Annotated in this window: 20 protein-coding genes; 3 read left to right on the top strand and 17 right to left on the bottom strand. The window is 40.0% G+C overall.

Features of this window, described 5'->3' with window-relative positions:
• From WSC_RS22880 to WSC_RS0113640, 16 genes are all read right to left on the bottom strand, one after another.
• Positions 1-631 (bottom strand): NAD(P)-binding domain-containing protein (locus tag WSC_RS22880; protein ID WP_016956511.1); only part of this gene is annotated, 631 nt, incomplete at its 3' end.
• 166 nt (positions 632-797) lie between these two features.
• Positions 798-3248 carry a glycoside hydrolase family 2 protein gene (locus tag WSC_RS0113715; RefSeq protein ID WP_016956510.1) on the bottom strand — a complete coding sequence of 817 codons (2451 nt, stop codon included), beginning with the start codon at positions 3246-3248 and terminating at the stop codon, positions 798-800.
• A gap of 224 nt (positions 3249-3472) precedes the next feature.
• Positions 3473-5164, bottom strand: a complete 1692-nt coding sequence (locus tag WSC_RS0113705) for a methyl-accepting chemotaxis protein (RefSeq protein ID WP_157447291.1) — start codon at positions 5162-5164, stop codon at positions 3473-3475.
• A 150-nt stretch (positions 5165-5314) separates the two neighbouring features.
• Entirely contained in the window at positions 5315-6421 is a 1107-nt protein-coding gene (locus WSC_RS0113700) for a lactonase family protein (RefSeq protein ID WP_157447290.1), read from the bottom strand.
• Positions 6422-6443: 22 nt separating this feature from the next.
• Positions 6444-7355, bottom strand: coding sequence for a type 2 periplasmic-binding domain-containing protein (locus WSC_RS24255; RefSeq protein ID WP_016956506.1), 912 nt, complete (start codon positions 7353-7355; stop codon positions 6444-6446).
• Positions 7356-7421: 66 nt separating this feature from the next.
• On the bottom strand, positions 7422-8036 hold the full coding sequence (locus WSC_RS0113690; RefSeq protein ID WP_016956505.1) for a hypothetical protein: 615 nt from the start codon (positions 8034-8036) through the stop codon (positions 7422-7424).
• An 11-nt stretch (positions 8037-8047) separates the two neighbouring features.
• Positions 8048-8701, bottom strand: coding sequence for a nickel pincer cofactor biosynthesis protein LarB (gene larB / locus WSC_RS0113685; protein WP_016956504.1), 654 nt, complete (start codon positions 8699-8701; stop codon positions 8048-8050).
• 2 nt (positions 8702-8703) lie between these two features.
• Positions 8704-9567, bottom strand: coding sequence for an ATP-dependent sacrificial sulfur transferase LarE (larE, locus tag WSC_RS22870; protein WP_016956503.1), 864 nt, complete (start codon positions 9565-9567; stop codon positions 8704-8706).
• A gap of 18 nt (positions 9568-9585) precedes the next feature.
• Entirely contained in the window at positions 9586-10794 is a 1209-nt protein-coding gene (gene larC / locus WSC_RS22865; RefSeq protein WP_016956502.1) for a nickel pincer cofactor biosynthesis protein LarC, read from the bottom strand.
• Between the two features lie 8 nt (positions 10795-10802).
• Complete coding sequence (locus tag WSC_RS0113670; protein WP_016956501.1) at positions 10803-12092, bottom strand: nickel-dependent putative hexonate epimerase; 1290 nt, start codon at positions 12090-12092, stop codon at positions 10803-10805.
• Complete coding sequence (locus WSC_RS0113665; RefSeq protein WP_016956500.1) at positions 12093-12572, bottom strand: gluconokinase; 480 nt, start codon at positions 12570-12572, stop codon at positions 12093-12095.
• A 9-nt stretch (positions 12573-12581) separates the two neighbouring features.
• A complete protein-coding gene (locus tag WSC_RS0113660) occupies positions 12582-13880 on the bottom strand; it encodes a TRAP transporter large permease (RefSeq protein ID WP_016956499.1) in 1299 nt (432 codons plus the stop codon).
• Between the two features lie 8 nt (positions 13881-13888).
• Entirely contained in the window at positions 13889-14371 is a 483-nt protein-coding gene (locus WSC_RS0113655; RefSeq protein WP_016956498.1) for a TRAP transporter small permease, read from the bottom strand.
• Complete coding sequence (locus tag WSC_RS0113650) at positions 14371-15354, bottom strand: TRAP transporter substrate-binding protein (RefSeq protein ID WP_016956497.1); 984 nt, start codon at positions 15352-15354, stop codon at positions 14371-14373. Before WSC_RS0113650 ends, WSC_RS0113655 begins: the two co-directional genes overlap by 1 nt.
• 151 nt (positions 15355-15505) lie before the next feature.
• A complete protein-coding gene (gene uxaC, locus WSC_RS0113645; protein ID WP_016956496.1) occupies positions 15506-16936 on the bottom strand; it encodes a glucuronate isomerase in 1431 nt (476 codons plus the stop codon).
• A gap of 28 nt (positions 16937-16964) precedes the next feature.
• Positions 16965-18425 carry a mannitol dehydrogenase family protein gene (locus WSC_RS0113640; protein WP_016956495.1) on the bottom strand — a complete coding sequence of 487 codons (1461 nt, stop codon included), beginning with the start codon at positions 18423-18425 and terminating at the stop codon, positions 16965-16967.
• A 215-nt stretch (positions 18426-18640) separates the two neighbouring features.
• Between WSC_RS0113640 and WSC_RS0113635 the strand changes: the two genes are divergently transcribed.
• Positions 18641-19504, top strand: coding sequence for a type 2 periplasmic-binding domain-containing protein (locus WSC_RS0113635; RefSeq protein WP_016956494.1), 864 nt, complete (start codon positions 18641-18643; stop codon positions 19502-19504).
• 3 nt (positions 19505-19507) lie between these two features.
• Here WSC_RS0113635 and WSC_RS0113630 read toward each other — a convergent pair whose 3' ends face one another.
• Entirely contained in the window at positions 19508-20983 is a 1476-nt protein-coding gene (locus tag WSC_RS0113630; RefSeq protein ID WP_016956493.1) for a right-handed parallel beta-helix repeat-containing protein, read from the bottom strand.
• Between the two features lie 351 nt (positions 20984-21334).
• On the opposite strand from WSC_RS0113630, the gene WSC_RS0113625 reads away from it, so the two are divergent.
• Positions 21335-24310, top strand: a complete 2976-nt coding sequence (locus WSC_RS0113625; protein WP_016956492.1) for a TonB-dependent receptor — start codon at positions 21335-21337, stop codon at positions 24308-24310.
• 288 nt (positions 24311-24598) lie between these two features.
• A complete protein-coding gene (locus tag WSC_RS0113620; protein WP_016956491.1) occupies positions 24599-26644 on the top strand; it encodes a methyl-accepting chemotaxis protein in 2046 nt (681 codons plus the stop codon).
• Positions 26645-26686: the final 42 nt, after the last annotated feature.

Raw genomic sequence — 26686 nt, 5'->3', positions numbered from 1 at the left:
TTAAGTAATATGCTTCACAGATTAACTGCATGTCGCCGTATTCAATACCATTGTGCACCATTTTCACGAAGTGACCTGCGCCTTCATCACCAACCCAATCACAACATGGAATGGTTAATTCACCGTTTTCATCGGCTACTTTTGCAGAGATTGATTGGAAAATATCTTTAACTGCTGGCCATGCTTCTAGTGAACCACACGGCATAATAGAAGGACCTTTTAATGCGCCTTCTTCACCACCAGAAACACCAGAGCCAACAAATAAAATGCCTTTTTCGGCTAATGCTCGTACACGGCGGTTTGTGTCTGGGTAATGGGTATTACCACCATCAATAATGATGTCGCCTTTGTCTAAATGAGGAACCAATTGCTCAATAAAGTCATCAACAGGTTGACCAGCTTTAACCATTAACATAATTTTGCGCGGTGTTTCTAATGAAGCAACTAACTCTTCAACGTTGCTTGCACCACGGATATTCTTGCCTTCGGCACGACCAGATAAAAACTTTTCAACTTTGTCGTAGCTACGGTTATATGCTGTTACCGTAAAGCCTTTCGACTCCATGTTTAAAATTAAGTTTTCACCCATTACTGCTAAGCCAACTAGGCCGATATCTGATTTATCTTTCATACTAAAAAGTCCCACTAATAAAGCTCTAATCTGAGCGATTTTGACACACTATGACCAACCAAGCAATCAAATTGACTGAGCAAGTCACAATTTTGTATTCAATCTGAACTCTGGATAACAAGTTGCTATTCTGGAGAGATAGTTACCCAGAGTTTAGGTTATTTAGTTAATTAGGTTGCACTAGAGTATAGACGCCTTTAATATTTTGCGTTCTAAATTCGATAGTTGCTGGTTTGTCATCAGGTTTGAACTCAATAGATGCAACACCGTTAGCCATCTGAATGCCGTTAGTTCGCCCCGGGACCCCATAGTTTTCATATAAATACCCATTGCCTTCCATAGATGAAAAATGCGCTTTTTCAGCGTAATCAATCACCCGATTGCCATTAGCATCTCTTGCTTCAGCTGTAATGAGTACGTTGCCGTTTTCAAGCTTAGTTTGGGTTAGTTTTATATGGTCATATTTGCCGTGACTGCCAACCAAGTATGTAACTTGCAAATCGTCTTCTGCAACTAGTTTGCCTTTGGTATAACCTTTCACGCTTAAGTTATTTTGGCCATTTTTAAATGGGGTTTGCCAAACTAAACCACCCGCCGGAAATTTGTTTGCTTGTCTTGTGATCTTGCCTAAGCTTTTGCCATCCAAGAAAAGCTCAGCTTGTTCAGTATTACAATAAACAGTCACTGGGCGACCTTCTTTTGGCCCATTTCTATGTGTCCATGTTTTTGATTCAATGTAACAAAAGGGTTCTTTGGCCCAGTAGCTCTTAAATACGTAATAAGCATCTTTTGGTTGACCTGAAGCATCAACTAAGCCCTTTTGATTCATGTACGGAATTGGATTAAGTGGACGCAAAGGTGTTCCAAAATCTTTAAATGCCCATTGTGCATTGCCAGCAAAACCTGGGGTTGTTTCTGATACCATTAAATGCCAATCAAACAAATCAACCATGTAGGATTCGTTCCAATCCGAATCTTTAGCAACACTTTTAACCACAGCTTGGTTCATGGCTTCTTCAACAGACACTTGTGCGTCTAACAAACCATCTTTTGTCACTGGGGTTTCTGTATGTCGACCAACATGGCTCGAACCACCATATTCCATGTGCAAAAAGGCTGGGTACTTCTGCATTGAATCTTTAATCGCAACTTGGTATTGACCATAGGCACCACCGTACCAACCAGCCCAAATAGATGGCGAAAATGCATCCACTACATGTGCACCTGGGTAGTATTTACGAATTGTGGTCATGCGGCTTGGGTCTAATTCTTTAACCATTTTGTTTAATTTTGTTAAATAAGGAAGGACTATTTCTTCACGACCTCCGCCAACAAAATCTTCTTCCCAGTAAATTTCATTACCGAGCGACCAAAAGGCAATACTAGGGTGATTACGATTTTGTTCGATTTGTTGCAGTAACAAGCGTTCGGTGTTTTCTTCCCATTCTGCACCGCCTTTACCACCACGACACCATGGCAATTCATCCCATAGAATTAAACCTAATTCGTTAGCAGCTTTGTACACTTCTGGGTCTTGCGGATAATGAGCTAAACGGACAAAATTAGCGCCCATTTCTTTGATCATCTGCATGTCTTTTCTATGCTGCTCATTGCTTAATGCTGCGCCAAAACCTGAGTGCTCTTCGTGCCTATGCGTACCACGTATTAATATACGTTCACCGTTTACAAAAAAGCCTTGCTGCGGGCGCATTTCAAACCAACGATAACCTATTGTCTCATTTTGGCTGTGTACCGACACACCGTTTGCCAATAATTCAACTCGCACTGTATAAAGATTTGGTGAATCTGGTGACCATAGTTGTGGTTGAGTTACATTGGCCAAATCAACCACTAGCGAACTAGCTTGGTTAGCTGCGACAGTTTGCTCTTGTACCAGCTTATTTGCTGGATCTAACAGCTTAACTTTAATTTGTGCATTGTCAGCTTTAACAATTTGATTAAGTTCAACGGTAACTTTAGTTTCTGCGCTGTCATGGCTAACTGACGGCGTGTCAACTTGAACTCTGTTTATATAAAACTCAGGTAATTGTTTTAACCACACATCCCTTGTGATACCTCCATGTAGGAAAAAGTCTGCTTTTTGTGACGGGATTAAATTTGGATTGTAAGCGTTGCTAACTCTCACAAGTAACTCATTATCCCCTTCATTGACATAGCCTGAAATATTAAATTCAAACCCCAGATAACCGCCAATGTGTTGACCTATATGTTTACCGTTAACATAAACATCCGTCTCGTAATTTGCGCCTTCGAAGTACAAAATTGTATTTGCCCACTGCTGTTGATCAATCACTAACGTGCGCTTGTACCAACTTGCGCTACGTCGATAACCAGGGACCGCATCAATACTGTCATAGACATTCCAAGAATGGGGCAAATGAACATATTGCCAATTATCACTGGCCAAAGCTTGCTTAACTTCTGCAGTATTGTCTTCAAGATATTGCCAGTTATTGTTAATAAGCAACTGCTGACTTGCGTTTTTGTGCAAAGGCTGGCCCGCATTCAAATGTGTAGCTGTTAGCCCTAAAATAGTTAGAACGATGAATGCAGTTGTTTGAGCAACTTTCAAGCGAACAAACCTATCAAACCTCATTTTTATCTTCCTCGTTAAAATTGGCCTTACCACCAAACCACAAAGCATAACTTTGTAGAGAAACAGAGTCAAGATTAAACACATAATTAACATCAATTCGATAAATTATCAGCAATGTTATAATAACACCAAGTGGTAAGGCCAATTAATTTGAAAGAACAAACACAAAAGCCAAGGTTAAACTTGCCTTTTGTTGATTTCTTTAATCGAGCAAATAAAACAGGCTATACGGTAAAGTTATCCATTTCACGATTAAGCGCTAGCGCATTACTTTTAAGATCTTGACTTGTATGCGCTACTTTCTTTATTTCTTGTTCGGTGTTACTGGTCAATTCACAAAGCGCATGCAAGTTCTGATTGAGATCTTCAGTAACGCTCATTTGCTGCGAGGCAGCAGTTGCAACCACAGAGTTAACTTCATTAATCACTATGATTGACTGATTGACTTTTTCTAACGATTGGCTAGAAGCCTCAGCAACAGTTTGCGCTTCAATACTTGAATTTTTACTAATATCCATTGCCGCAACTGCATTTTGTGCGCCTGTTTGCAATTTATCAATCATCAGCTTAATTTCTTCGGTACTATTTTGAGTACGACTGGCTAAAGTTCTAACTTCATCAGCCACCACAGCAAACCCTCGACCTTGTTCCCCAGCTCTGGCAGCTTCAATCGCGGCGTTTAATGCTAGTAGATTGGTCTGCTCTGCTATTTGTTGGATAACTTGTAATACTGAACCAATCGCATCAGTTTCACGCTCTAACTCGTTCATTGCATTGGAAGATTTATTAATATCATTATTCAGCTGTTGCAACTTACTGACAGCATTTTTTAACGCTTGTGATGTTTTGGTCGATTCTTCGCTAGCAACATTGGCAGCTTCTGCTGCTTTATTGCCGTTGTTCGTTATTTCTTGCGCGCTCGCGACCATTTCATAGATTACTTGAGTTAAATATTCAGTTTTGATGCGCTGCTCTTCAACTAAATTTAGACTGGTCTTCGACGATTGATCCAAAGCCACAGTAGAACTATTGATTGTAGTCGCCTCTTGGCTAACTATCTGCACAATTCGACGAATTTTCTCGGAAAAATCATTAAATGATCTTGCACAGCGGCCAACCTCATCATCAGACTCAATTTTCAATCTGTGAGTTAAATCACCATCTCCATGCGCGATATCTTGTAAAGCTTCATTCATATTGTCCAATGGCTGCAACGCTTTTCGAATAAGAATGACAGTGGCAACTAGCGAAATAATTAATACAGTCACGCTAGCGATAACCGTTTTACTGAGTAATCGACCCAGAGTCATATCAAAAGTGTTGATCTTACGCTGCACTGCTTCTTCGATATCATCAATAAAATAGCCAGTGCCGAGTAGCCATTGATAACCAGGAATTTCTGCCGCATAAGCCAATTTAGGCGCTTGGGTTGCATCACCGAGTTTTTTAAATGCATTGTAATGCACAAAATCACCACCTCGTTTAGCTGCGTCACGCATATCTTCTAGAGGATGAGCTTTTCCATTAAGTTTACTTCTATCAATATTTAATTTTTTCTCTGGCACACGCCCAACACGACCATTAGCAATAGCATACATATCGTAACTATTAATAAAAAAGTATGTGCCATCTCCAAAATTCATGTTGTAAACAAAATTTTTAATCGCTTCATCGCGTTCTTCCGACGGCGGTTTCGCCAAAGTTTCTTTCATCGCCGATAAGGCCAATAGAACTAGAGACTTCAACTCATTTTGCTTTTGCAAGAGCAAAGTCTCCCGCTCAGCTTTTACCTGCTCTTGTTTGAATGACTCCATTTCGCTAATAATGCTCCATGTCAAAACTGCAGCAATAATAATCAGTGGCACGGCACAGATCATTAACAACTTGCTTTTCAATAGCTTGAGTTTTCTTAACATAGGTTTTTTTTCCAACAAAATAATCGACACAGGGGTATAGACTCGCTTTAAAGCATAGCCAACAATATAACGACACTCCAATAAATCATCATTTTTTTACATTCAACCACAATAAGTTACAGATAGAACTTCACTAGAGCTTGTCAAGCTTCAATAAACCAACGCCATTGGCGTAGGAATATTGTAAATAGGTTTACTAAAAACCAGTTTTCCGGATAGTTGTTCAATTTTAAATAAAGCTAACGTATTACTTTCTTTACCTAATACAAACGCCCATTCACCAGCATGGTCGAAGTTGATGTGGCGAGAAACACTGCCGCGGATTGGCTCATGCTCAACAAATGTCAGGAGTCCAGAAGTAGGTTGTACCGCAAACACAGAAACTTGATCGAAACCTCTATTAACTAAATACAAAAAATTGCCATTTGGATGAAGTTTAATGTCAGATACGTTGAACCACATCTCTTTGTTTAACTCAGGTCGCGTATCAGTAGAAGATAAGTAGTTAAGTTTTCCTGTATTTTCATTGACTGTATAAATACTTACTCGAGCGGACAACTCGTCACTCACATACGCCAATTCAAACTTCTGGTTGAAACTAACATGCCTAGGACCTGAACCTGCCGGTGCTTGTGCTTTCTGGACTAAATCAACTAGCCTGTTCATTTGGTTTATTTTGTACACCCAAATGTGATCCGTCCCCAAGTCCGCAAAGTAGACATACGCTCCATTAGGTGAAAATCCTGACCAGTGTGGGTGTGGTTCTTTTTGCCGTTGATGTATGCTCTTTCCTGCGTGCTGATGTTGCGCAAGCACCTGAACCTGCAGCCCATTGCCCGACAATGTGTATACACCAACATATGAAGATTTGTAATAAGCAGCTGCAATATGCCGCCCCTGATTATCAATCGAAATATGTACTATACCCGCAGGTAAACCATCTAAACTTGCAACATGCTTGAGCTCACCATTGCTTAAGATTTGGTAACTATGAATACTGCTACTCGCGTGCGAACGTTCAGCCAAATAAATCACATTTAATTTAGGGTGTTTAGCAATAAAATAACCATTGCGTTGACCCTCAACTTGTTTAACGTCAGTAAAAGTGCCTTGCAACGGCTCAAATTTCGCAGCATAAATCCCCGCATCCAATGCAGCAATCCAGACATAGTAGCTATCTTTGGTTGGTTTTGCCGACAACTTAACTGTGCTTGAAGCACACAAAATTGCGATTAAAATTATTATTGTTTTCTTCACCTTTAAGGCACTCTTATCGTTTTTATTGCAAGTATTGACTAAAGTCGACCCACAGTTTGCTGTCAGACAAAGGCGTCGATTTAGGTAAAAGTGAGTTGTTAATTGGAATAACTTTCCATTTATACTGACTGATAATTTTCATCGTATCTTGGTACTGATTAGTTGTTTTAAAGTAAGCATCAAACTCACCACTATCAATAGCTTTCAGCATACCTTCTTCTACCAACGCGGCTAATTTAGGATTAGATTTGCTAACAAACGGATACACGGCTGTTGGTAAATGCAAAAGTAGAGTTGTCTCTAATGCCAAAGGTAAATTTGAATACTTTTTTAATTCTGGGGCGATTTCCATAACACCTCGAGGAATGTAATCAAAGCGCCCACCTTCTAACATAGGGTATAGATTTGGTGTTTTGGTTGTTAATACAGAGTTTATACCTTCAGCTTTAAAAACTTTGGTTGTTGTCCAAAACCTACCTACACCCGCTTTTAAATCTTTAAACTGGGAAAAATTACCAATGCCCACAAACCGCTGTTCGTTTCCTTGCCTGATCATCAATACTCGATAGCTCATCAACCCTTTAAACATAGGGATACGCACTGGAATAAATCTATCTTCCAACTCTTGACTGGTATTCAACCACATGATGTCAATTTCGCCAGCATCCATGCGCATAAAGGCCTGTTCTCGAGTCATTTTATCAGATATAGCGTTTAGCTTAGTGCCTGCTAATTCGATATGCTCCAAAGCCATTTGCAACACGCGTTTGTTGTATTGCTGTAGCGCTACTTCCTCTATGTAATAATTAATTGTATTCGCTATGGCCTGGCTAGTACTCGTGCTAAGTAGCAATGCGATCGCAATCACTTTACGCACAAAAACCTTCTTTAATAGGGTATTTAACACCATTTTATCCTCACTTAACGTTTGCATTTGGTCGCTAAAACTTAAGCGACCACGTTTGAGCTAATTTAACGATTGCTACACGCCACCAACAAACTAAGAACTCATTAACCAGTAGCCACCAAATCCAACCGACAAGGTGGCTAGTACCGATGTAAAACCTTTTGCTAAGTTTACATTGCGCTGAATGTATTTTGTTTGAACAACAGCGAACATAAAACCAAATGAAAACATCCCCAACATACACCCCAACGAGAACCAAGCAACGTGCTGTAAAAATTGGCTTTTAAGCATATTAGGTAACAATGCGAGCATAGGTGCACTGCCTGCTACACCATGTAACATGCCTATAAACAAGGGGGTATGGTCATGCTGTACAATTCTGCTTCTATGCAAATCTTTTGTTTGTCGCACAACAAGCATCAATAGACGCAAACCGAGATAAATCAACAACAGTCCCACCGCCATCTCTGAATAATGAACAAACCAACTGGGCAACTGAAAACCCACTAGGACGAGGACAGTGGATAAAAACAGTAAAACCCCACCGTGTCCCAAGCCCCATTTACATGCATACCTTAGAATGTGAGACATTTTTCGGCTTGTATTAGCATAACTAGACATAGCGATTACATGGTCTGCATCAAACGCATGCAATACACCAACAAACAAACCAACAGCAATTGCAGTTAACATTTCAACGCCAAACATACAAACCCCAACTAAGCAAATTGACGAATAGTTTTGATGGCAGCAACCGCGGCACCAAAACCATTGTTGATATTAACTGTCATCACGCCTGGCGCACATGATGACAAAGCGCTAGACAATGCCGCCTGACCATCAGCAGAAATCCCATAACCAATAGATGTAGGTACGGCGATGACAGGTGCTGTAATCAAACCAGCCAAAACACTAAACAACGCACCTTCCATACCCGCTACTGCAATAACAATTTTGTACTGCTGAATATGTTCAATTTTATCTAGCAACCGCCATAAGCCAGCCACTCCAACGTCTGCAACAATTGGTGCATCGCATCCGTTAAATAACAAAGTTCGCTGTGCTTCTTTTGCAACAGCTAGATCAGAAGTGCCCGCGCAAACAATACAAATGTCATTTGGCATAGGTTCAATAATTTTAAAATTGCCAATGGCGGTTTCAGAAATTTGATCATAATCAAGTTGTTGGCGTATTTCAGAGGATAATGATAACCAATGCTTTTCGCTTAATCTGGTCATTAACAAGGGATTTTTTTCAGCTAAGTTATGCGCAACAATTGCTTGTAAATCTGATGCCGATTTACCTTGGCAAAAAATCGCTTCAGCCACACCAGTGCGATGTTTACGCTCTGAATCCCAAATAAAGTTAGCCATGCTTAACTCACTTGCTTAATTTTAATTTGGTTCCACAAGTGATTACTTGGATGCAGAAATGCAGAACCTTTTTGATATTTACGTACTTCTGTAAGAACTCGCCGTTGACTTAAACATGCTGCAGTCACTTGCCGAATCAAATTAGAGAGTTCAGGTTCTTGTGGTAACTCCGCAAGCTCAATAACAACACCTTTTTGGGTTATACGACACCGAATGTCACTCACTTCTGGCAAAATATCCCTAACTAAAGTTTCGGTCGCATCAATAAAGACTAAATCATCTGCAGTTACTTTGATGCCAGTTTCAATCCGACTTGCTAAACAAGGTTGAGCAGGCAATGACTGTAACCCGGTTAAGCCAAAACTCTCAGCTAGCAGGTATATTTCACTTTTGGTTATGTTTGCTTCAACAAAAGGGTGACGTACATGATTTTCGTCAGCAGCAGCAAGACCCGGGCGATAATCTCCAAGGTCATCCATATTGGTACCAGAAAAAATCACGTCGCTAGAGTGAGTTTGAATTCGCTGGTACAAACTACTTTTACAAAAATAGCAGCGATTAACTGGGTTGTTTTGGTAATTTGGGTTAGCTAATTCTTGTGCATCTATGATAGTTAAACGCCAGTTATGTGCCTGCTTATACTGGTTAATTCGTTCAAGAGCCGATTCTGGCACTGCAGGTGAAGCAGCGTGTATAGCACTAACTTGAGTAGATGAATACCTATGCAATATGTAAGTCAATAACATACTATCAACGCCACCACTCAGAGCCACAACAGCGGCTGGAAATTGGTCTACAAACGCCAGCAAATTTTGTAGTTTAATCAATAGTCCTTCTGGCATAGGTTTAATAATCTGTACAGACATTTAGTAACCACTCATGAGTTAAAACTCTCTATTAAATTTTGCTGACCGACGCGCCTGTAAAGTATTCATCTCGATTAGTTCGTCGTTTTCTACTTTAATGCTTTGATATCCTTCTCTCGTCACACACTTTGCTTTTATCCCTTCAATCTCTATATGCTCTCTGTGTAAACAGTTACGATTTGCCTTGAAATAACGCAAACCAATAGTTGAGGTTTGTTGAAAACATTCTTTAATGATAGTGTGTAATTGTTCGCAACGAGCGAGAATGCGAAAACATTCAAGTGGCCTATTTTTTTTTCCTCGGGCTGAGTAACTGATTAAATCAATGACACCCGTTTGTTGCCGAATTTTCTCTGCCGCGACGGCTATTTCTTCACCTGTCATGTCGTCAATATCAAATTCGATAACTTGGATAGAATCTTGATAAGCTGCAGATGAGCCGTGCTGAAAAACCATAGCTCGCAAAATATTTGGCATATTCGGCAGTTGTTTTGTACCTAACCCATATCCAATTGCGGTTAGCTGAGCAGCCTGTTTTGCAACCAAACGCTTTTCTTGTTGCAAATAGGCCAAAATTGCGGCACCAGTCGGCGTAATTCGCTCACCGCCAACACCATCGTCGACAAAAGTAAAACCATTTAGTATTTCTGCTGTCGCTGGCGCCGGTACGGGCAACAATCCATGGGCAGTTTTCACTAAGCCACCACCAATTGGCAAATTTGATATACTCCAAACACATCCTTGGAGCTGCTCAAAAATACTTGCTATAGCAACAACGTCCATCACTGAGTCCCAATCGGCTAACTCATGAAAATGCACTTCATCCAAGGTTTTATTGTGAATTTTAGCTTCAGCTTTGCCAATAATAGTTAGAATAGCTTTAGCAATTTTGATCACTTCAGATTGCAAGTCACTATCCTCAAGCATTTGGCAAATGCCCGAGTACGTGGTGCGAGGATCATGCCGATGTGAGTGCGAATGGCTATGTGGATGTGGGTGGTCATGGTGGGCTGAATTACTTACAAGCTCAAGTTTAAAAGTTAAACCACTTATACCTTTATTGATTCCTTTTGCGATTCGCGCCACTCCGACATCTGCCGGAACAAGTTTACTAATAGAATCCAACACTATAGGTTCGAGCCAGCTTTGACTATCAATCATAGCCGAGATAAACATATCCCCTGCAATACCACCAACAATGTCTAGATGAATATGTTTATCTTGCATACAAACGCCTATTTGTTTTCAAAGTTTTCTTTGGTCGTCCATAATCCAAGCGCGGGATTACTGACATAAAAAATTTCTTCTCCGTCCGGCATTGTGTTCCAGCCATTCTCAAGCTGATCTAATGGATAACGCTGAATCATCTCGTCGTAATGGCAATATTGATAATTTACCTGCTCAATTTCAGCCTGAGTTACTGCATCTTTTGGACAATAAGTCACGGAGAAGCGATCGTCACTTGTGCCATGAATCAAATGAGCTGCAGCAGAAAGATTGGCTTTTAAATCTGGGTTATGTTCAATTGCGGCCAAAGTTTCATCCGTTGTTTTGTAACCAAACTTACGGATCAAAGCATCAATTGACATATCTTCACCAAAACGCTTCAGCCCTGGTGCTAACACAATTAATTCACCACCATCGGCAATTGCCATGCGTGTTCGGTAGATAGATTTATTACCCAACCAAGTGGTTTTAAACTCAGTGGGATCTAGATATACAACCGCTTTTTTAATCGGCTTATCTAGCAGATTAAGATTATATTGTTGGCTCAATAAACAAGCTTGTTCATAGGTTTGGTAACTATCGCCACAAAACACCCCTTTCAACGCCAATTTCCCGTCTTCTTTACCTAATACAGTTAAAATAAAGTCAATAGGTAAATGGCTTAAAAACTGGTCATATCCTTCGTTTAATGCACTACGCACAGGCGTTTGCACACGCCCCATAATACGCTCCATACCATACACAGCCCCCAAGAAATGAGATTTATGAATAGTGTCTTCACCGCCTACACCAATAAGGATATTTTTGGTGTAATTTGCCATACCTATTACTTCGTGAGGCACAATTTGTCCCACTGACACAATTGCATCCCATTTGGTCTCTAACAACAACTTATTTACGCCAACATCCATGGTGTAATTAAGCTTGCCTTCAGACAATTGATTAATACGTTTTTCACCTATTTGACCAACGACTTGCACATCTTTTCGCCAGTAATGAGGGTGAAAAACCGATTTTGGAATGTCTGCACCAAACATCATATCAATTTCGGCATCTGTCATAGGATCATGAGTCCCTAACGCAGGCATAATCGCAACTTCGCACCGGTCTTTTAATTCATGGTACAAATAACTTGTAATAAAACCGGCTTTGGAATGGAAACGCGTTAAATCTGGTGGTAACAACAATACTTTTTTCGCATCAAGCAAACGTCCAGTAATATATTGATCAACAATTTGTTTAAGTTGAGCATCATCAATCAACCCGGCCTGTGCGGTTTCATGGATAGTAAAACTCATTTATAGTTCCTTGGTAATATTTTGAACAATTGCTTCTAATGGTTGATTAATATCAACAAATATCGCATCTACTGGCTCTTCAAGGGTTGCTAGCTGTGACTTCAATAAATCTGATTTCATAAAGTGTCCTTTGCGCCCCTCTAACCGAGAGAGTAAGGTATCGAAGTCGCCTTGCAGATAAACAAATTTCACTACACTTTCAATATTTTTTGCCAAACACTCTCGATAAATCTGTTTTAAAGCAGAGCATGCTAGTACTGCCCCATCAGCAGCTTGCCAAACTTTCATTTCTTCATTTAATTTTTGCAACCAAGGCCATCTGTCGTCATCAGTAAGTGCGATCCCAGATGACATCTTGTCAACATTGCCTTTCGGGTGATAATCGTCAGCGTCATAAAATGGTATTTTTAAAGCCTTGGATAACAATTCTCCAACACTGCTCTTACCACAGCCGCTAACCCCCATAACCACATAAATCATGACAAACCCTTAGCCTAAACCAAACACACTTGGTAAAAATTCACTGATAGCGGGAACATAAGTAACCAACATAAGTACAACAATCATAGCTAAGTAAAGTGGGATAAGTGGCCTGACTAATTTCTCAATTGATGTTTTCGCAACTGCACAACCAACAAATAATACAGAGCCAACAGGTGGCGACACCAAACCAATTGACAAGTTGAGTACTATCATGATGCCGAAGTGCAGCGGCGACATACCTAAAGCTTCAGCTACAGGCAAAAAGATCGGTGTAAAAATAAGGACAGCTGGTGTCATATCCATGAAAGCACCTATAACCAGCAAACAAATGTTAATCAACAATAATATCAATAATGGATTGTCGCTCAACGCTAATAAAAATTCGCTGATGGCTTGTGGAATATTCACATAAGACATGATCCAAGACATAGCCGAAGAAGCGCCGATCAACAACATTACAATGGCCGTTGTCTCTGCCGATTTAAGTAAAATTTCTGACATCTCACTCAATTTGACTTCTTTATATATAATCACAGACAAAATAAGCGAATATATAACAGCGATAGCACCCGCTTCAGTTGCGGTAAACACACCAGCAATAATACCGCCAATAACGATAAAGATCAGAAGCAAACTTGGAATTGCAGCTTTCACTTTTTCAGCAACAACACTCAATGGCAAACGTGCGCCTGTAGGGTAACCTTTTGCTTTTGCGTATCCAGCACACACTAGCATTAACGACAACGCAACCAAAATACCAGGCAAATAACCTGCAACAAATAGCGCAGCTATCGAAACACCGCCACTCGCAACAGCATAAATAATTAAAATGTTGCTTGGTGGAATTAACATCCCGGTAGTAGCAGAAGTACAGGTAACAGCTGTAGCAAAATTCTTGTCATAACCGTTTTTTTCCATCTGCGGGATCATAAAACTACCAATAGCGCTAGTCGCAGCAACAGCCGAACCAGAAATTGCCCCAAATAAAGTACAGGACAATACATTAACTAATGCCAAACCACCTGGCAGAAAACCTATCAGCGCCATAGCACATTCAATCAAACGCTTTGCAATGCCCCCTCGCCCCATAATCAGGCCAGACAATACGAAGAATGGAATCGCCAACAATACAAAACTGTTCACCCCACCAGCTAAACGTTGCGCTACTGTGGTAACGGCAGGGGCAAAATCTATAGTAAACAACATTGTAACCGCTGTTGCGATACCAATACTGAATGAAATAGGCACATTTAACAGCAGGAGAGCGAAAAACGTGATAACTAAAACTAAACCTGAATAATCCATAACTATGCCTAGCGCCCCCATACTTGTGATGCTAAATCTTTAATTTTATTAAGACCAAAAACAACAATAATCAAACCTGACAAAGGCACCGCAAAATATACGTAGCCCATTTTAATTTCTAGTGCAGCTGATGTTTGAATTGGTGACATGGTTAAATCCACCAACGAAAAACCGCCAAATACCATAACGTTTAATGCGAAACCAACCACAAAAACATGCGACAACATAGCGGCGAAAATTTGTCCTTTTTCTGACAACTTATTTACAACTATATCCAAACCTAAGTGAGAGCCAGTTTGATACGCATAAGCAGCGCCAAACAAACTAATCCAAATCAAAATAAACCGAGCAGCTTCTTCAGTTACGGAGCTGGGTGCTTGTAGAACATAACGTGAAATAACTTGCCAAGTTACACCGACAACAATCAATGCACTTAACAAGACTAAGAGTTTTTTCAATAAACTTTCTATGTGCGAGGTGACTGTATTCATTATTTACCCTCATTCATTTTTGCAATTTGCTCTAAATATTGGCCCATACGCGTACCTTTAAAAGTTGCATGGAATTCTTTAACCGCATTGATAAAAGGTGTTTTATCCGGATAAATCACTTCAACCCCAGCCTTTTTCACTTCTGATAAAGCCTCTAGTTCGCCTGCAAGCCACAATTCTTTTTGATACTCCACTGAATCAAGCGTCGCTTGTTTTAACCAAGTTTTTTGTTGGCTGGTCAAGTTGTCGTGGACATGTTTACTGCCAATTATCACATCGGGTACAGAGGTATGCTCGTTCAAAATATAGTACTTGCTAATTTCATAATGACGCGATAGGTAGAAAGAGGGTGGATTGTTTTCTGCACCATCAACAACACCTTGTTGCAGCGCAGCATATAATTCCCCAAAAGAAATCGGAGTGGCGGCACCACCAAAGGCATTGACCATTTTTACTGCGGTCTGGCTCTCCATGACGCGAATTTTTTTGCTGTTTAAGTCTGCAGGGTCTTCAACTTTGGTATCTGTCATATAAAAGCTACGACTACCAGCATCGTAATAACCCAAACCAACCAAGTGTGCACTTTGTGTTTCGTTTAGTAGATTTTGCCCCACTTCACCATTGAGTACGGCCCATCTATGCTCTCGTGATTGAAATATATATGGCAAACTAAACACTTTCATTTCAGGTACAAAACCTTCTATGGTCGCAGCCGATACTTTGGTCATAGCTAAGCTACCAATTTGCAGTAACTCGACCATTTCACGTTCATTACCCAATTGTGCACTTGGATAAATAACTATATCCATTTCACCATTTGAGTAATGACGTAACCGTTCAGCCATATACACCATAGCCTTATGAACACTGTGCTCAGTATCGAGTGTATGACCCATTCTAAGCACTACTTGTTGCTGTTCGCCGCCGCATGAAGCTAAAAAAACTAACACACTTAAGCAAAAAACAGTTTTAAACCACCGCATAAATCCCCCAAAAAAGAAGACAGTGAATGTCATCCACTGCCTCATGTCCTACTTGAAAAACAAAAAGTGCTCAGTAAAAGCACTAACATTCAAGCCTCAAAGAGTAAGCAAACACTCACCAACAAACTTTAAGGCATTTAAATTCATAACTTTACACTCTGGTATTTTGATACGCTTCTTTCGCTAAGCGATAAGTCAAATCGTGGGCTAATTCAAAAGCCGCACTTTCAGAAATTCTATGCTCCGCAACCATTTGTGCTAAGAATCGGCAGTCGATGCGACGAGCTACGTCATGACGCGCAGGGATAGATAAAAACGCGCGAGTATCATCATTAAAACCAACCGTGTTATATAAACCAGCTGTTTCAGTGACTGCATGGCGGTAACGCAACATGCCTTCAGGTGAATCATGAAACCACCAAGCTGGTCCTAGTTTTAATGCTGGATAATGCCCTGCTAGTGGGGCAAGCTCACGTGTATAGGTCGTTTCGTCTAAAGTAAATAAAATAATACGCAAATCAGTTGAATTACCGTACTTATTTAGCAAAGGTTGTAAATTATGCACAAATTCAGTCTGTACTGGGATATCTCCACCTTTGTCTCGACCAAAGTTCTTTAGTACATGGCTATTGTGGTTACGATATACACCAGGATGTATTTGCATAACCATTCCATCTTGCAAACTCATGCCCGCTAACTCAGTTAACATTTGTGCACGAAACAGTTCAGCCTGCTCAGCAGTAAAATTACCCGAGCGCACTTGACTAAATAATCGCTCACATTCGGTTTTGGTTAAGTTGGCTGTTTTTGCAGTTGCATGGCCATGATCTGTTGCAGTAGCGCCGTGTGCTTGGAAAAATGCACGTCTATTACGAATTGCCGCTAAATACCCTTGCCAACTGCCACAATCTTGCCCTGTTTTTTCGGCTAACGTTTGTAAATTTTGTGCAAAATTACCATTTTCTGGATCAACAATATCATCTGGACGGAAAGTGGTAATAACGGTTTTGTCTAGTCCGGTGCCTTTCAACTGGGCATGATAACTCAAGTCATCCAAACCACCTTCTGTGGTAGCCAACAATTCGATGTTAAATTTTTCTAACAGAGCGCGAGGTTTAAACTCGTCGCTTGCCAATATTTCATTGATTCTATCGTAAAAAAAGTCAGCTGAAGCTTCGGTCAATTCAACTTCAAAGCCGAATATGCTGCACAACACATGATCCATCCACATGCGAGACGGCGTCCCATGAAATAAATAATAGTGTTTAGCAAAACAACGCCATATTTTGCGGTAGTCTGTTTCGACTAAACCACCGTCTAACCTAGATATGCCAAGAGACTCCAAACTAACCCCTTGGCTATACAACATCCTAAACACATAATGATCTGGGATGATGAGCAGTTCTGCAGCATTCGAAAAATTATTGTTTTCTGCAAACCAACGCGGATCAGTGTGCCCGTGTGGGCTTACAATCGGTAAATTTTTAATTGACGCATACAATTCTCGGCTGATATCCCTCAGTTTTTTATCAGCACTGAACAAACGGTCTTCATGAATTGAATACGGAGTAAAGTTAGCCATTACAACCTCTTAATATATTTATTGCCGGTTAAGCCAAAGAAGATAAAAAGCCATCAAGTTCGCGATAAGCACGAACGACAGAGTCGACAAACTGCGGATTGGCAAGCAGCTCTTTTTCAACAATTCCGTCAATTTGTAAAAACGCTTTTACATCTTGAGCGATATCCCCGGAAAATCGAGCAACAAGGGCACAAATACTTTGTTGTTTTGGATCAGCAATGTCTGCCTGCTGTTCAACACGCGAAACAACAAAACGAATCCAAGCAGCAACCACAATCGACAAGTGCGCAATTGGCCTATTCGCGGCCAAATTTTCTTTAATTGGTTCCAAAGTACGTACTGGGATTTTTAAAGAACCATCGGCAGCAATTTGAATCAACAAATGACGGATTGATGGATTGTCGTAACGCTCAATAATAGCGGTAGCGTAATCGTGTAAGTCCAAGCCGGCAGGTGCTTCAATACTTGGTATAATCTCTTGCTCAAGCAATTCTGTAATAAAAGCTCTAACCTTGCGATTGTTAATAGCGTTATAAACCGTATCTATATTTAGCAAAGAGCCGATATAAGCAAGCGCAGAATGTGTGCCATTTAAGATTCTTAGTTTAGTTTTTTCAAAGCCCGCAACATCATTGGTAAACAAAACACCTGCTTGTTCCCAAGCTGGGCGAGGCATACCTTTAATATCTTCAATTACCCATTGAGCAAACGGTTCTCGTTGCACTGGCACTGAATCTGTGTACGAGAGCTTTTGCTCAACCGCACTAACTGTGGCGTCTTCAGTTTTCGGAGTAATACAATCAACCATAGTGTTTGGAAACTTAGCATTAGCTTCAATCCAATTCGCTAAATCTGGACTAATTTCACGAGCTAAAGCAACGGTCGCTTTCTTTAGCTTGTCACCATTATGCGGTAAGTTATCGCAGGCGATAACGTTAAATGCGCTCTGCCCCTTTTCAAAACGGCCCAACAAACCCGCGACCAAAATACCTATCGCAGTTTTCGGCGAAGATATATTTTGGATGTCATGCTGTACATTGGCAACCTTGGTATCAAGCGTGCCAGCTTCGTTCAGGCAATAACCTTTTTCAGTCACAGTTAAAGAGACAAGTTTTACCGAAGGCAGTGCTAGCGTTGCGAGCACTTCTGTCATTTGTTTTGAAGCAACTAAAGCCTGTTTGATTGAGCCAATAATCTGAAAATTTTGTTCTTTCCCACAGATAACATTGGTATATAAACCATCTTGACGATTTATGTGATTTTTGAGTTCTTCATTACTAAACGCAACAGCACAAATTCCCCAGCTCAAATCACCAGTTTTATTTAATACCGCATCTGTAAAAACCGCTTGATGAGAACGATGGAACGCACCCAACCCTAAGTGGACTATACCTATATTTAATTTTTCTCGATCATACTTCGGAGTCCCTACACCTGAATTTACTAGGCTAGACGAGTGCTGAGTTAAATATTCGTTACTAAGTTGCATACATTCACCAAGGTTGATGGTTAGACAAAATGCGTGTTATTGATTGATTTTGCCAACATTTAATCAAATAATAAAGAAAAATTATAGTTTAAATCGCTCCGCAGTCAAGTGGCCTTACCAATTATTTTTTACTATAATCTAACATTCTCATTCCAGAAACTAAAACTTTGCTAAGCTTTGTAAAGACTTGAACAAATTTATTAATGTAGCCATTTATGCCGTCTAAACTTGTATCTAACTCGTGTGACAACCAACCAAATATAGTGCGCTCGCTAAATGCATACGCCATTGGGTTATTCATCACGCTTGTTTTAGGATGTAACGCTGCGCTCGCCAAAGACTTGGTTTTAGTTACCCCTAGCAGTTCAGCAATTGACGTTCGTGGAAACTACGCCAGCGCGCTATTAATTGAGGCACTTAATCATTCATCTCCCAACAAGTACAATGTCGTTTTTAGCGAGCCAATGAATGAAGCTCGTGCAGAACGGCAAATGCACCACGGCATACATGCACATGTAATGTGGGCGGCAGCTCGGACGGAGTGGGATAAAACACTGATAGCTGTAAAAAGGCCTTTGTTAAGAGGATTGTTAGGCCAACGCGTATTATTAATAAACCAATATAAACAGCCCATATTTGAGCAAATAACCGACATTGAACAACTCAAAAAACTCAAATTAGGCACAGGCCATGTTTGGTCTATTACTAGAATTTTTCAGCAAAATAATTTCAACTTAGTCACAAGCTCTAACTACGATGGTTTATTCAAAATGTTAGCCAAAGATCGCTTCGATTTTTTCCCTAGGGGTGTTAATGAAGTCCTTGCCGAAGTTCAGTCGCGTAGCCACAATTATCCAAACATGGTTATAGAGAAAACCATTTTATTGCAAACAAAACTGCCTGTTTATTATTATGTAACGCCAGCCGAACCTGACATGGCGAAAGATATCGAAGTAGGTTTAGATGCTATCCAAAAAAATGGTAATTTCGACTTACTTTTCACTAAATATTTTGGCCAACTACAACAAGAGTTGCAGCTGACCAAACGCAAAGTTTTTATATTAGAGTCTACACATTAACAACTAATATGCCCTTACCTTAATATAGTCACAGCCATTATTCGCAACCAGCTGCAGTAGAGTTCCGCTAAAGCTTGAAACACTTACATAATTAGAGGTTATGTCAAGACTGCCACTACCATTTATCGAAGAAACTGAGCCGCGAAAATCACAACTTGAATTTGCATCACTATCCCAAAACTGTAGATTTTCGCCGCTTAAGTCTTGACCAAAATCAACACAAGTAGCGCCAGCAAGCGTAACTTCTGTTTTAGTATTCCAAGAAACTGACACAGTTGAATCACATCCGCTAGGATCCGTTGGCGTGCTACCATCATTTGGATCTGTAGGCTCTTCTGGATCTTCTGGTGATGTACCAGAAAGCGCTGATCCACACCCATTGGTCAATTCATCAAAACATGAATAAGGTCCTTGATAAGGCTGTTCAATTGAATTGTCTAACTGATCATCCATTTTGTTTAATTGATAGTCAGCTTCAACGACTTTAGTACCATTGTCCAAACGGCTATTGTTTTTGGCATGAACTGTTTCTTCTAATATTTTGAATATGGGCGATGAAGATTTGAGCGTAAATTCATTTTCGTAAATATTGGAAGCCCTATGCTCCTGATAGGTAAAAATAGCGTGAGCAAGATTGTTATCATCTTGCCAATCCATTTTGTTATATCTAACAATAACATCAGTACCTTTCAAATCGATGAAACTATCGGCAGCCGGATTGCCGCTGGTACCAATAATACCCTTGCCACTTAAATTGTTAGATTCAATCACAGTACCTTTGGTGCCAGATTTAACATCAAAGGTCTCGGCTGTAACATTAGGACCGATAGTACAACCACCAATTAAATTATAGTTGCTTGGATCGAGCGTAGCCGACTCGTGTCCATTGTGTGTCCCAACATAGACGCCTTCCCCAAAACCCTCTTTGCCAACACGTTTGCCAGTATTGTGAATGTAGCAGTTAGTCAATTTGTTGTGAGAGCTAGACTGACGAAAATGCACGGCTTCGGCACCTATATCAGACACTTCAACATTGTCAATCAAATTGTAGTTTGCCCCTTCTAACATAATGCCTTTTTGCGCGGTCTTGAACTTTAAATCTTTAATTCGCCAATGGTCCCCGGTCAAATATAAAATATATCCCGAGTCTACGTTGTCACCTTGCAAAGTTTGTTTGTCAGATTTAGCGTAACTTTTCAACACAATAGGGTTAGAGGCCGTACCACTTTTATCACTATAAAAGTGTGCCGGGCTACTACCACTATTTGCCTCCCCTTTTTGACCAATATAGCTGCCAGGATAAACGACTATCTCATCTCCCGCACTGGCATTTCTTAAAGCCGCTTGTAACTCTGCAGCTGAATATACATTGATGTTTTGCGCAACCGTTTCAAATGACAGACCACAAGCAAGCACCGAAACAGTCGAAACTGCTAACGCTACTGGCACCCTCAAAAATTTAAAGTTAGTTTTTTCCATATAAATTTACCTCATGTGTTTAATTGTGTAAGTGTGAAGCCATTCATTAAATACATTCCATTAACAATTAAAAACATTAGCACAGCAAAATTGGCCTTACAACATTATCACATGACATTTAACGCAAATAATTTAGCTCAACAAGAAATACTCCAGCCAGTTAAAACAATATCAACAAACCGAAAAAACAATAAAATTACGTAAAATCATGAATATAAGTTAAACAAATCATGATAAATAGAAAAAACCACCAAATTAATTGGCCTTACCACTTTATCAACAGATATCTTCATGCTAAGGTAAAAATGAATTTACATAATTGCAACTTAAAATAACAATGCGAGGTAAAAGATGAGCACTCGAAACAAACATCCATTTCAAAAAACAACCCTAGGCGCGTTGGTGGCACTTGCCTGCTCACCAACATTTGCACAAGAAACAGTCAATGACGAAGAAGTAGAAGTCATCTCGATCGTAAGTAGCATCAAAGGAAATCTGCAGTCGGCTATCAACGAGAAAAAACTAGCTCCAACAATTGTTGACGGTATCTCAGCGGATGATATCGGCACACTGCCGGCTTTAGATATGGGTGAAGCCTTACAAGCCGTACCAGGTGTACAATTAAATCGAGAAGGTTCACGTCGTGAATCTAGCATTAACTTACGTGGTTTGCCTTCAGGATTTGTGCTAACAACAGCAAATGGCGTTTCAATTGCAACACCAACACGCGACGCATCACCTTATGGCGCGGCGAATCCATTTGGTGCATACAACCCAGCTGTGTTTAATGGTATTACCGTACAGAAATCTTTAACTGCTGATATGGTCGAAGGTGGTATTGCTGGCACAGTAAACCAAAAAGTTAAAAGTCCATTACAACGTAAACAGTCTTTACGTATGCAAATTGGTGGGAGATACGAAGAGCTCGCTGATTCAATTGACCCCGAAGTTTCAATTTCTGGTTCTACGCACTTAATCGATGATGTATTAGCAGTATCTGGCACCTTATCTTTTTCACAACAAACTTTCCGTCAAGACGTAATTCGGATCAATGCTTATGACAGTTTAAGAGCTGAAAATTTTGCACCCGATGGCACAGAAGGAGAACAAGATGCACTGTATAACGAATGGCTTAGCGACAATAACGTACACGAAGACGCGACTATTTTATTCCCAGGTGAATACCGTCAGCAAAGTGAAGTAAACAGTGGTGACAGATTTTCTTTCTCAGGTGGTATTGAGTACAAACCATCTGAAAATTTAAAATTGGGTTTCACCAGTATAATTACTGAACGTAACTTAGACGAAGCTCGTTTAGAACAGCTGGAAATGCGTTTAGACCAAACGTCTGTTAAAGTGACCCCTACTTTGGACACGTATCCTTTACGCCCAACCGGCGAAAAAAATAACGCGGGTCAAGAAACTTACGTATTGTCCGGCGTAGATTTTGAGCGTCCTCGTTACTACTTCGACAATCGTAAAGACGAACAGTTGCAAGATGCAACTGCTTATATGTTTGATGCTGAGTGGACACATGATATGTGGACAGTAGATGCCAACCTAACATTGTCTGAAGCAACCAATCGCCGAACTGAAGTATTGTTGTCAAACCGTACCGACAAACCAGCCAGTATTAAGGGCTCTGTATATACAGGTGAAGGCAATATTGAAGATTTCTATTTCAATATGACAGGTGCAGATCAAGCAATGGATTTTGCGAACGCAGTTTGGTCACCTAAAAACCAAGTAGCAAATACTGCCACCACCAACAAAGCGGCAGACGGATTATACTTGTTGATTACTGGTAACTATGAGCAAGTTGCACACAGCAATGATTCATTCAAACTTGATTTCACTCGTCAGTTCGACGAAGGATTTTTGAAAAACGTTAAATTTGGCTATCGTTTTGCTGATGTTTTCCAAGATTCAACTTATGCTAAAGGCTCTTCTATCGGTGTCAACCCTACAGGGATTATGACCAGTGACAGAATTACTGACCCTGCGTACGTGTCTGAGCAAGCATTTTTTGGTGGGTTAACGGATGGTTTTGTATCTGCAGCTGAAGGCTGGCGCTCATTTGATTTTGATTCAATGAATGCTGATTTGAAAAACTCGATCAAGATCGCCGACATTGCACCTGCTAGCAACGGCGAAGAAGCAGTGTATACACCCACAGGTTACATTCAACGCGGTGGCCGCCAATCGGATGGTTTTATCTATAGCTCAGGTTTAAAAACTAATGCTTTGTACGGTATGGCAAATTTTGAATTTGAATTATTTGGTCCTATGCTGTTAAACGGTAATATTGGCGGTCGTTATATTCAATCAGAAACCGAAGCAAAAGCGCCAGACACAGGTGGAAGTGACATCAATAACTTGCCCTTGGCCGTATTTAAAAACGACTACAACCATTTTTTACCTAGCGTAAACTTGTCCACTAATCTGGATGATGATGAAAGTGTTATCTTGCGCTTTGCTTACAATAAAAATATTGCTCGCCCTGATTTGCGCTCAGCGTCGCCCACGTCTAAGTTCTCTTATATTCAAGGTGTTGGTGCAACAGTTCAGTTACCAGGCTCAAACATAAAACCATTTGAAGCAGATTCTTATGATTTGTCACTTGAATGGTATAACCGAACAGGCAGTGCAATTACCCTAGCGCTATTTAAAAAAGAAATCAGTAATCTATTTGACACCCAAGACTTATGTGACAGCACAGCGCTTACTGGAACAGGGGTTGATTTAGGTCAGTTATCAGTACAAAACGACGGTAAGTGCATTACAGACGGCAACGACAATTTATCAAATCCTGATTTATTAGTTGCAGGTGACACAGTAAACATGAGTGGTATTGTTAATATAGCCGACACTATTTCAATTAAAGGTATGGAAATTTCTATTCAACAAAACTTAGATTTCTTACCTTATCCTTGGAATGGCTTTGGTGGCGTAATTAACTACTCTCAAACAGAACAAGACGACAACGACGCCAACCGCATTCCAGGTATCTCTGATAAAAGTTACAATGCAATCGCTTATTATGAACAAGACAGTTTTGGTGTGCGTCTAGCTTATAACTACCGTACCGCATACGACTTACGTACATCAGGCACGGCCAACGGCTTTGCAGACAGAAGTGTCGCCGCGGCAGGTAGACTAGATGCCTCTGCCTACTACAAAATCACTGAAGACTTACAAATTAACTTTAAAGCATATAACTTGACGGAAAATTTGTACGAAGAATACCAAACACATGAGTGGATGCCACGCGCAACTAAATACTCAGGAAAAGTATTCACCTTTGGTGTGAAGTATAACTTTTTATAATCGACCTATGTGCGGTCGACAATACTTTAAAAGTTAGTCTAAGATGGGGCACTAACCAGCTTAGATGACTCAAAAAGCGCTGAATTCTTCAGCGCTTTGTTTATCCACCTCAACACGCTCAGCTAAATTAACGACTTAAATTCAACGTTGAATTTTCCCTACTCCAGACAAAAAAACCATAAACGTGCAAAATTACCCACATCCGCGCAAATAAACTTTAACTATCTGAACTTTGTACTATATTTTAAAGGTTTAGTTAAACTTTATAATAATAACTCAGAGGCGAAGATGAATTTAATCCATCAAATTAGTATAAAAACAAGAATCATAGTATTAGTACTAATTCCACTAGCTGCGACTTTGTATTTCGCTGCTGAGCGATTACAAAAAGCACAGAATGAGTTAACTAATGTTGAACGTTTGCAGATCCTACAACAATACATAGATAAAGTGTCACCTCTCATTTCAGGCTTACAATTAGAACGTTTATATACAACACTCTATGTAAATAAAGCTGATGACGACCCATCCGATTATAAATCTCAGCTCAATCAATCTCGAATACCTGTTGATAGAGCTTTACGGCATTACTTGGACTTTGTCTCTGAAACGGAAGCTCTTTTAGAATTTTCGGAACTGCAAAAATATATCAAAGATGCAAAATCTAAAATCGACAAACTGGACACTATCCGTGATTTAGCAGACAAAAAGATAAAAAACACCCCAGATCCAGAAAATCCAGGACAAAAAATTTGGACGCTTCTATCATATAAAGTTGCATCACAAATATTAATCGACAGTGTTCACCAAGTAATTTTACTTTCAAGTGGGAACAAAGAACTATCAAATCTGACTAATGCTTACCATAATTTAATGAATGCAAAGCATACTTCACTGCTGCTTACGACCACATATCATGGTGGCTCTCGCTCGCCTTTAGATGTAAACATGTTTGGAGACATCATTAAACTAGCTTTAGTTGAAGACATTTACACGAGTAACTTCACTAGCTTTGCGCCAAATGACTTAGTAGAAATATACAATAAAGAACTAGGTAGAACCGAAGTATATGTTTATGCGAGAAACCAATACGAACAGTTGCGCCGTGCCCATAAAAAAGCAATAGATCTAAAATTGCCAGAGGACCCTCAAGAATGGCTAAACAAAGGCCTAGATATCGACAGCCGATACGCAAATGTAATCGATATTGTGTTACAACACATAGAGCAAGTTAAAACGGAACTCATGCTGCAGGCTGAAACTGCTGTAACCAATACCATAATAGTCTTGGTTGTTTTACTCGCTATACTACTCGCGGTTTCATCAAAAATTATCGTCAGTATCAATTCCCCCCTCAAACAGTTAATGCGCGACTTGCAAAAGCTTGCAGACAGCAAGGATATGACCTTACGAAGCAATCTTCCGGGCAACAACGAATTAAGCCAAGTCGGCAATGCATTTAATTTGTTAATTGAATCATTTGAAGATACTTTGTCGGTCGTACGTAAAAAAGTGTTGTCAATGGACGATACAAGTAAAAACGTAGCAACATCTATGACAAATTCGATGCAGTTAATCGACAAACAAAAAGAAGCAACTGATAGTATCTCTGTCGCCATTAATCAAATGACAGCAACGATTTATGAAGTATCAAAAATGTCTTCATCCACTTCCGAAACAGTGCAACGAGTATATAATTTGTCTGTAGAAAGTGAAAAAGATGCCACTCAGTCGAAATTGACAATGGACAAATTATTTACTGAACTAGGAAATACCGCACAGATTGTCGCCAATTTAAATAACGAAGCCAGCCAAATAAGTAATATATTACAAGTAATCAAAGGTATTTCCGAACAAACAAATTTACTTGCACTGAACGCTGCGATAGAAGCAGCAAGAGCGGGAGATGCAGGCAGAGGATTTGCAGTTGTTGCTGATGAAGTTCGAGAGTTATCTAAACGCACCCACGAATCAACAGAGCAAATTCAGTTACAAATAGAAACCTTAACGACAGGCGCACAAAAGGCCGCAGCGAACATGGAAACCCTACAAACTAACGGCCAAAGCGCAGTACAAGTTGTCGAAAAAAGTACCAAGGCGTTTATTCAAATAAAAGCTGAATTAGATCAAATAACAGATATGGCCAGCCAAATAGCAGTGGCAGCAGAAGAGCAAACAAACGTTGCAGATGAAATTAACAAACGCATTCATAATATTTCAGATGAATCAGAAGCTATGTACCAACAAGGCAATGAAACATCCAATTCAATCAAAATACTAACATCAAACGGTGAATCACTTAAAAGGAATATCCAAGTGTTTCACTTCAAATAACCCCCTACTCTATTAAAATTGAAAAAGCTGTTAATTTGTTAC

Origin of the sequence: Catenovulum agarivorans YM01 (assembly GCF_000281085.1) — a bacterium.
Classification (GTDB): Bacteria; Pseudomonadota; Gammaproteobacteria; order Enterobacterales; family Alteromonadaceae; genus Catenovulum; species Catenovulum agarivorans.
Note: the sequence above shows the minus strand (reverse complement) of the source record. Positions and strands in the feature narration are given on the sequence as shown.

Excerpts from the sequence above, each read along its gene's own strand:
- WSC_RS0113715 (WP_016956510.1), bottom strand. The coding sequence starts at position 3,248 with ATGAGGTTTGATAGGTTTGTTCGCTTGAAAGTTGCTCAAACAACTGCA.
- WSC_RS0113705 (WP_157447291.1), bottom strand. The coding sequence starts at position 5,164 with ATGTTAAGAAAACTCAAGCTATTGAAAAGCAAGTTGTTAATGATCTGT.
- WSC_RS24255 (WP_016956506.1), bottom strand. The coding sequence starts at position 7,355 with ATGCAAACGTTAAGTGAGGATAAAATGGTGTTAAATACCCTATTAAAG.
- WSC_RS0113690 (WP_016956505.1), bottom strand. The coding sequence starts at position 8,036 with ATGTTTGGCGTTGAAATGTTAACTGCAATTGCTGTTGGTTTGTTTGTT.
- larB (WP_016956504.1), bottom strand. The coding sequence starts at position 8,701 with ATGGCTAACTTTATTTGGGATTCAGAGCGTAAACATCGCACTGGTGTG.
- larE (WP_016956503.1), bottom strand. The coding sequence starts at position 9,567 with ATGTCTGTACAGATTATTAAACCTATGCCAGAAGGACTATTGATTAAA.
- larC (WP_016956502.1), bottom strand. The coding sequence starts at position 10,794 with ATGCAAGATAAACATATTCATCTAGACATTGTTGGTGGTATTGCAGGG.
- WSC_RS0113670 (WP_016956501.1), bottom strand. The coding sequence starts at position 12,092 with ATGAGTTTTACTATCCATGAAACCGCACAGGCCGGGTTGATTGATGAT.
- WSC_RS0113665 (WP_016956500.1), bottom strand. The coding sequence starts at position 12,572 with ATGATTTATGTGGTTATGGGGGTTAGCGGCTGTGGTAAGAGCAGTGTT.
- WSC_RS0113660 (WP_016956499.1), bottom strand. The coding sequence starts at position 13,880 with ATGGATTATTCAGGTTTAGTTTTAGTTATCACGTTTTTCGCTCTCCTG.
- WSC_RS0113655 (WP_016956498.1), bottom strand. The coding sequence starts at position 14,371 with ATGAATACAGTCACCTCGCACATAGAAAGTTTATTGAAAAAACTCTTA.
- WSC_RS0113650 (WP_016956497.1), bottom strand. The coding sequence starts at position 15,354 with ATGCGGTGGTTTAAAACTGTTTTTTGCTTAAGTGTGTTAGTTTTTTTA.
- uxaC (WP_016956496.1), bottom strand. The coding sequence starts at position 16,936 with ATGGCTAACTTTACTCCGTATTCAATTCATGAAGACCGTTTGTTCAGT.
- WSC_RS0113640 (WP_016956495.1), bottom strand. The coding sequence starts at position 18,425 with ATGCAACTTAGTAACGAATATTTAACTCAGCACTCGTCTAGCCTAGTA.
- WSC_RS0113635 (WP_016956494.1), top strand. The coding sequence starts at position 18,641 with ATGCCGTCTAAACTTGTATCTAACTCGTGTGACAACCAACCAAATATA.
- WSC_RS0113630 (WP_016956493.1), bottom strand. The coding sequence starts at position 20,983 with ATGGAAAAAACTAACTTTAAATTTTTGAGGGTGCCAGTAGCGTTAGCA.
- WSC_RS0113625 (WP_016956492.1), top strand. The coding sequence starts at position 21,335 with ATGAGCACTCGAAACAAACATCCATTTCAAAAAACAACCCTAGGCGCG.
- WSC_RS0113620 (WP_016956491.1), top strand. The coding sequence starts at position 24,599 with ATGAATTTAATCCATCAAATTAGTATAAAAACAAGAATCATAGTATTA.